Here is a 7,282-nt window from a genome sequence, read left to right on the forward strand (position 1 = left end):
CCCACAATTCGCGCACCGTGGAGGAGACCGGCTGCGCGCGCTCGTCGACCTGGAACAGCGAACGGAAGGCGGGACTGCTCGGCGGTGACGTGTCGGCCGCGTTCGACGCCGACACCCCCGCCGGCGAAGCCGCGCGCGCATCGGGGAATGTCGCAAGATACGCCGCGTTGGCGGCCGACGGCACGGCCGTCGCGGCGCCGGCCGCGGACGCAACCTGTGTCGCCGGCGGCGCAGAGCCATACATCGCGAGCGCGGTCTGCGTCGCCTGGGAATTGGCCGCGCCGGCGTAGCGCGAGTTGAGCACCGCATAGACTTCCGAGACGTTGCGCGCGCTACCCTGGCGATCGAAGAAGATCGAGTGGTTCGACGCGGCGGCGTTCGGAAACAACCGTGCGGCGGAGGCGCGCGGATTGTCCTCGGCGGCGTTGATCAGCTTGGCGGCGCCGCCGACCCCCATGAAATGCGCCATGTACAATTCGCTGTCGGTCGGGCGCCGGCCGATCTGGCCGGTGAGCTGGAAACTGTTGGACTGCGTCAGCACGGCGGCCATCGCCGACGCCGCGACCGGATCGTCGCGCAGCTTCATGATCTCCTTGCGCTTCTCCGGATCGCTCACCGTGTAGTCGCCGGACGACGTCTTGCTGATGGCGTCGGCATATTGGCCGTAGCCGAGCTGGCCGCCCGCTTCCTTGACGGTGCCGAGCCAGGTCTGCTCGATGAATTGATAGAGCCCGTGCGCCGACGACGTCGAGGCGCCCGCGCCCGGGTTGAAATCGGATTCCATCTTCGCGGTGGCGAGCATGTACTGGAAGCTGGTGCCGAACGCGTTGGCGGCCTGCTTGATCGCCCCGGTGACGCGCGCGCGCGTCTGTTCGGCCGCTGCGGTGGCCTGGGCGTTTGAGGTGTCGACCGACATCTGGTGCTCCGCTCCCCGCGGACCGCATAGGCTGTTCGAGCGCCCTTCTCCCAAAAGACGCTCTTCATCGCCGCTACACTGCGGCGGATATGGTTAACGAGGAGTTAAACCGGACGACGCCGCATCCTTGGCGCAGCCGGAGGCCGGCTTGCCGGTCAGCATCCCTCCATCCGCTATGGTCCGGATCGTGCAGTCCTTTGGTATGCTTTTGGGTTGTCCGCCAAATCCAAGGCCGAGGACTGACGTCGTCGGGATGATGTCTCGTCCGGGGCAGACGAGCTCGATGACGGAGCATCCATGAATGCAATCCTGCAGCGTGGTTGCGGGATGCAGCTCCGCGCTGCCGCCGCAAGTGCAGCCTTGGCATTCCAGTCTTGGGATTGCAGGCTTTAGCACTTCAGGCTTGGGCACTTCAGGCTTGGGCATTCCAGGCTTGGGCATTTCAGGCTTTTGCACTTCGGGCTTGGGCACGCCCGCCGCCTTCAAATCGTCCGCAGCGGCAAGGCAAAGGACGATGGCGAGTGCGGTCCTGCGCGCGTTCACGGGCCTGCGCATGTGGAGGCTTCCGTCATCGCCCAGGCGCGCTTCATCGTCATGCGTTCCTCCCGTTGGCATCGGAACATGCAACCGGGACCGCGCAGGCTTGGTTCCAGCGTCCCGACAATGGACACGGGAGCGTCATCACGGGCAATGGCATGGCGCAGTCATGTGCGGAGCACGGCATCGGCGGGGGGTCATCGGCCCCGGACGGCGGCAAGCCTGATCATGCGATGAATGCCCGATGCCGGATTGCTTTCGCCGCAATCGCGCGCTCGAGCTCCGACACCCGCGCAGGCCGACGAGCAGGCGGGCTCGACAACGACACGCATTCGCAAGCGCCTCGTACGACCGCGCCCGAGTCGCCGGCGCAAGCGCTTGCGCGGCGGGGGCGCGGAGGCTGATGCTCGCTTTTCTCTGGCCATACGATACTGGCCTGTTGGCACTGGCCCCGTCAGGCACGGGCCTGTCGGCTCTGATCCTATGGCCGCTGATGGTACGAGAGACCGGTTCGATCAACCCGACACGAGCATAGCACCGCACTGCCGGCGGCCCTCTCACGATCGGGTGAATCGCTCGTCGTCGGAGTCGCGCATCGACCATCAATGATGCGACGCATCTGCAGGTGCCTGCCCGACGGTCTGGCTTCCGGTCCATTCCGACGACATTTGCAGGCAGGTCAAGAGCTCGACATAGCTTTGGTCGCCGCCGATCGTGCTCTCCCCGACGCATTCGCGTCTCACGTGGGATCCCAACCTCGACCATTGCTGATCCAGGCGCTTTCTGGCGTCGACCTCGTCGCGTACGCATTCCGTCTTGGTCAGCTGGACGTTGGTGCCGGCGCTGGCTTCGGAACTGCAGTTGCGGTCGATGTCGAAGCTGGGCAGTTTGCCTGCGGGTTCAGCCTTGATTTGCGGAACGGCGAAGAGGACGGCGAGCAAAACAAAAAGCGTGCGCATTGGCGTGGCTCCAGATCGGGCGAGCCGCCACCTTCATTGCGGCCCGCGCTCCTGGGTAATGACGAATTTCCCGTAAACTGGTTCCAGCCAAGGGCGTCTGCGCAAAGGCGGATGGGTCATAAGCCCGCAGCGCGAAGAGAACGAACGAGCCTCCAAGGATCTCTGAACAAGATCGTGGCGCTGTGCACCGGCACCATCCGCCGAGTAGACTGTTCGTACGACGGATCATGATCCGCCGTCATGCATCGCCAAGATGGCGGGGTTACGCTTGTCGGGCCGCGCTCTGCGGCGGACCGGCGGGGTCCAATTCGCCCTGCGCGGTGAGCCCCCGCAAGGGGCTCAATCACGCGCGAATTGGACCGCTATCGTCATGCGCGGGGTGCCGTGCCGGACAAGACCCGGCAATGGGCTCCTCAACTGGAGACCCCTATCCGCCCCTTGCCGCCACAGGCCTTGCACTGGACCGGATAGATTCTGCGGCCCGGTTGGACCGGCTGAGCGACCTTGGGAAATCCGGTGCCATTGCATGCCGGGCATATCAACTCGGCGAGTTTTACAGATGATTTTCTCATTTCAACCTTTTCGGCTCACGCCTGTTTACGATCTCAAAATACCGTCGACGGGATCTCCTCCGAGGAGATCCGATAGAGGGTCCACATTTGTTGGGAGCACGACCAACTTGCTGTTGCACGATTGTACATTGGCGCAGGCAATGCAATCACTTGCAGATCAGGCGCAGGCAATGATGAGTTCATAGCCTGAATGGCGCACTTCCGGCCGACATTCTTGCCTCTTGCTTAATTACCTATGGCTGGCCTGGTCATTGCTGACCGAATTGGGTTCGCCTGTCATCTCCCGGGGTATCCGGTGCCGACCGCGTCATTCCTTGACGATCGACGCGTTCTTTGTGTTGCCTGATCATCTAGCAAAGAAGGCAAATCGGGGCAGCGGTCGCGAGCCGCAAGAATACCGGACACGATCTTTACAAGTTGAAGGTCGGAGAAACCGCAAGACCAATCGAAGCGCAGGTGATTGGGGACGTTCGGGCAGATATCGAGGGCTTCGATCACCCCCTGTTGCTTCTGCCATTCTTGCGCGATGGCCTCATTCGTACGCTGGAAGGAGCTGCGATCACCGATCGTACGGTTGGCGTCGGCTTTGCGAACATCCGCTCGCGCAAGCCGCGTATGCTGCAACCGATGCTTGATACGCAACGCATCGTCCCGATGGACGCGTCCCTCGGAACGATGCTCCTATTTGTGGTAAACCGCCTTGGGATCGAACAGCCGCTCCGCATCCACGAAGGCCAGCGTCACCCCGCCCTCGCCGGTCTCGACCTTGCGGTAGAAGCAGGAGCGGCGGCCGGTGTGGCAGGCGGCGCCTTGCTGCTCGACGCGGATCCAGACCGCGTCCTGGTCGCAGTCGAGCCGCATCTCGACCACGCGCTGGGTCTGGCCCGATGTCTCGCCTTTGCGCCACAACGCATTGCGCGAGCGGCTGAAATACCAGGCCTCTCCGCTTGCTATGGTCCTGCGCAGGGCCTCCTCGTTCATGTGCGCGACCATCAGCACGTCTCCGCTCGACGCGTCGGTGGCGACGCAGGTGACGAGGCCGGACGCGTCGAATCGGGGCTGGAACTGCAGCCCCTCCTCGCGCTCAGTCGTTGAGGTGGACACGGCTTGCCCTTGCAGTTGGCGGCGCGGCTAGCGCTGCGGCACGCGCACCATCGACAGGAAACGCATCTGCTCCGCCGGATTGTCGCGGAACATGCCGGTGAAGCGGCTGGTGAAGGTCATGGCGCCGTGCTTGGCGACGCCGCGCACCGACATGCAGGTATGCTCGGCCTCGAGCATGACTGCAACGCCGCGCGGTTTCAGTATCTCATCGATCGCGGCCGCGATCTGCGCGGTCAGATGCTCCTGGGTCTGCAGCCGGCGGGCGAAGATGTCGGTCAGCCGCGCCAGCTTCGACAGGCCGACCACCCGCTCGACCGGCGTATAGGCGATATGCGCCTTGCCGTAGAACGGCATCATGTGATGCTCGCATTGCGACGTGAATTCGATGTCGCGGATCAGCACGAAGTCATCGTAGCCCGCGGTCTCGCCGAAGGTGCGGTCGAGCACCTCGGCCGGACGCTGGTGATAGCCCTGATAGAGCTCGTCGAACGCCTCGACCACCCGCCGCGGCGTATCCAAGAGGCCTTCGCGCGCCGGGTTCTCGCCGATATAGCTGAGCAGCGTGTGCACGGCGGCCTCGGCCTCGGCGCGCGAGGGCCGCGGCTGGTCCGGTCGCACCGCAGCGGCCAGGAACTCGGCTGGATCCAGTTCCGCCGGACGCGCCTCCGGCAGTTTGGCGTCAGATGGCTTGCGGATCGATTTGATCAAGGCGTCCATGTCAACTCCGTTCGACCGGTCCCGAGAGGCCGGAGTGTCACCGGCAGACGAGGCGGATATCCCGCCGGACGCCTGGAGGAAGCGGCACTATCATTCCCGCTGGTTCGGGCCATATATAGGTTCATAGGCCATAACCGCCAAGGTCATCTTAAGGGCCGTCGTCAGCCGTCGGCCCCGCAAAACCCGAGACCCGATTTATGCTAAACGACATCTACAACAAACGGATCATCGAGTTGGCCGGTAATATCCCACGGCTGGGCCGGCTTGCCGACCCCGATGCCAGCGCCACCGCGCATTCCAAGCTGTGCGGCTCGACGGTCAAGGTCGACCTCAAGATGGACGGACCCGTCGTCACCGACTTTGCCCATGACGTGAAGGCCTGCGCACTCGGCCAGGCCTCGTCCTCGATCATGGCGAGCCATGTCGTGGGCTCCACGGCCGGCGAATTGCGCGAATTGCGCGAGACCGTCCGCAGGATGCTGAAGGACAACGGCGCCCCGCCGCAGGGCAAATGGGCCGACATCGCGCTGTTGGAGCCGGTGCGCGACTACAAGGCGCGCCATGCCTCCACGCTTCTCACCTTCGATGCCGTGGTCGACGCGATCGGCCAGATCGAAGCCAGGCGCGAGCAGCCGGCCGCTATGCAGGGGTGAAAGCCGCATCGCCGTCATTCCGGGACGTACGCAGGAACGAACCCGGAATCCTGGGATTCCCGATGCGCAATTGCGCATCGGAGGTTCGCCCCGGGCCCCGGAGTGACAGGTGGTCGTGGTGAGAGAGCTACTGCGCCGGCGCGGCGACGCCGCCGGTCGGCGCCAGCGCTTCGGCGGTCCTGGTCGATTTGGCCGGCTGCGGATTGCTGTCCGTCTCCGCCGCGCTGTCGGCGAAACGATCCTGCACCGGCTTGGACCCGGGCTTGGACTCCGCTTTGGTCACCGCATCGGGCGCCAGCTCGGCCATCGGCACGGACGCGCTGCCGCTCTGCGGCAGCACGTCGGCCACTTCGTCGGTCGTCACCAGATGGGTGAGCTTGAGCTCGGTCTGGGACAGTTCGTGCAGATCATCCCAGGGCGGCACGCTCAGGGACAGCGACAGGAGGTCGCCGGCGCCGCCCATGTCGAAGGTGTATTTGGCCAGCCGCCCGATGTCGCGTTCCACGATGGTCATGTCCTGCGCGGTGTAGCTCGACGCCTTGGCGTCATCGGCGCGGTCGCCCATCCAGATCTGGTGCACCCGGACATGGGCCTGCTGTGGCACATAGCGCGACTTGCCGGACAACAGCAGGAACACGCACATCGATTCGCAATAGCCTTCCGGCACCACGCTGGCGCGATCGCCCTGCCCAGCATGCTGCACCACGGTGGTGCCGACCGTGGTCAGCATGCCCAGGGCGTGGAAGCGCCGTCCCAGCACGATGGCGTCGTTGACCGAACCGCCGCTGGAATCGAGCACGACGGTCGCGCCGGTCAGTTGACGTCCATGCGCGAAATCCTCGAACTCCTCCGGGCTGTCCGATGTGACGATGCCGACCGCCGAAACCCAGCCGTGGCATTTCGGCCCGCAATCGACCCAGCTGAACCGCATCGGCAGCTTGCGCTCTTCGAGCGCTGTGCCGGCATGGGCCACTCCGCCCAGCGGCGCGCCGGGGGAAGCGAGAGCGAGCAGCGCGGCAAAAGCGAGCGCCGCGGAGCGAACATCAGACGACCTCAAAAGCTTCAAATGGGTTCCTTCCCAAGCCCGAAACGAGCGCGATAAAGCCCCAACCTGCCTATCTATTCTAATCACATAGGCGTCACAAAAATGGTATCCGCAGGATTACGCATCGTCCAGAGCGACTTGCTGCACCGCCCCCGGAAAACCGCGCGTATTTTGCAAAGTGTTGCGGAAAACGCGAAGCCGTCAGTTCCATGCTCTGGAACCACGCAAAGCTCAGCGCAGGATTGCGGCATGCCGCCCAGCAAACGTTCAGCGGAACAATCATCCCGGGCCCCAGCGGACTGTCCGCCGCAGCATCCATGTTCCGATGGTTCCTGTTCCGGCCCCGGCCTTCCCGGCGCGGTGCTGCGGCTGCCGCGCAATCTGGCAAGGGCGCTGATCTGGATCTACCGGCACACGCTGTCGCCGCTGGTCGGCTACAATTGCCGCCACTTGCCGACCTGTTCGGTCTATGGCGACGAGGCCATCGCGCGTTTCGGGCTGTGGGCCGGCGGATGGATGACGCTGGCCCGGCTGTTGCGCTGCCATCCGTTCGGTACCTCCGGCATCGACAACGTCCCGGCGGTGGCGCCGCCAAAGGCGCGATGGTATCTGCCTTGGCGTTACGGACGCTGGCGCGGCGTCAACGGGCCAAGCTGACCGCCGCAGGAGACAAGCCGCGGTCAGCGCAGGAACCAGAAGAAGCCAGCAGGCCGCTGCTCGACCACCGGCGGCGGCCGCGGCCTTTTGGGCCGCGGCGGCTTCGGCGGCAGAGGCTCGGC

General features: G+C 64.7%; 9 protein-coding genes. 2 read left to right on the plus strand and 7 right to left on the minus strand.

What is annotated here, in order from left to right:
* From WCB02_RS07670 to folE, 6 genes are all read right to left on the minus strand, one after another.
* The coding region (locus WCB02_RS07670) for a transglycosylase SLT domain-containing protein (RefSeq protein WP_423957255.1) at positions 1–916 on the minus strand (916 nt) is incomplete at its 3' end.
* Positions 917–1,009: 93 nt separating this feature from the next.
* Positions 1,010–1,387 (minus strand): hypothetical protein, encoded by a 378-nt coding sequence (locus WCB02_RS07675; RefSeq protein WP_423957256.1) that lies wholly within the window; start codon positions 1,385–1,387, stop codon positions 1,010–1,012.
* A gap of 668 nt (positions 1,388–2,055) precedes the next feature.
* Entirely contained in the window at positions 2,056–2,412 is a 357-nt protein-coding gene (locus WCB02_RS07680) for a hypothetical protein (protein WP_423957258.1), read from the minus strand.
* Between the two features lie 848 nt (positions 2,413–3,260).
* Complete coding sequence (locus WCB02_RS07685; protein WP_423957259.1) at positions 3,261–3,626, minus strand: hypothetical protein; 366 nt, start codon at positions 3,624–3,626, stop codon at positions 3,261–3,263.
* Positions 3,627–3,665: 39 nt separating this feature from the next.
* Entirely contained in the window at positions 3,666–4,088 is a 423-nt protein-coding gene (gene hisI / locus WCB02_RS07690) for a phosphoribosyl-AMP cyclohydrolase (RefSeq protein ID WP_423957261.1), read from the minus strand.
* A 27-nt stretch (positions 4,089–4,115) separates the two neighbouring features.
* Positions 4,116–4,805, minus strand: a complete 690-nt coding sequence (folE, locus tag WCB02_RS07695) for a GTP cyclohydrolase I FolE (RefSeq protein WP_423957263.1) — start codon at positions 4,803–4,805, stop codon at positions 4,116–4,118.
* 197 nt (positions 4,806–5,002) lie between these two features.
* Here folE and WCB02_RS07700 point away from each other — a divergent pair, with 197 nt between their 5' ends.
* Positions 5,003–5,458 carry an iron-sulfur cluster assembly scaffold protein gene (locus WCB02_RS07700; protein WP_423957264.1) on the plus strand — a complete coding sequence of 152 codons (456 nt, stop codon included), beginning with the start codon at positions 5,003–5,005 and terminating at the stop codon, positions 5,456–5,458.
* A 127-nt stretch (positions 5,459–5,585) separates the two neighbouring features.
* On the opposite strand, the gene WCB02_RS07705 is transcribed toward WCB02_RS07700, so the two are convergent.
* A complete protein-coding gene (locus WCB02_RS07705) occupies positions 5,586–6,524 on the minus strand; it encodes a hypothetical protein (protein WP_423957265.1) in 939 nt (312 codons plus the stop codon).
* A gap of 339 nt (positions 6,525–6,863) precedes the next feature.
* Between WCB02_RS07705 and yidD the strand changes: the two genes are divergently transcribed.
* Positions 6,864–7,160, plus strand: coding sequence for a membrane protein insertion efficiency factor YidD (gene yidD, locus WCB02_RS07710; RefSeq protein WP_423957266.1), 297 nt, complete (start codon positions 6,864–6,866; stop codon positions 7,158–7,160).
* Positions 7,161–7,282: the final 122 nt, after the last annotated feature.

This window comes from Bradyrhizobium sp. (assembly GCF_049581145.1).
GTDB lineage: Bacteria > Pseudomonadota > Alphaproteobacteria > Rhizobiales > Xanthobacteraceae > Bradyrhizobium.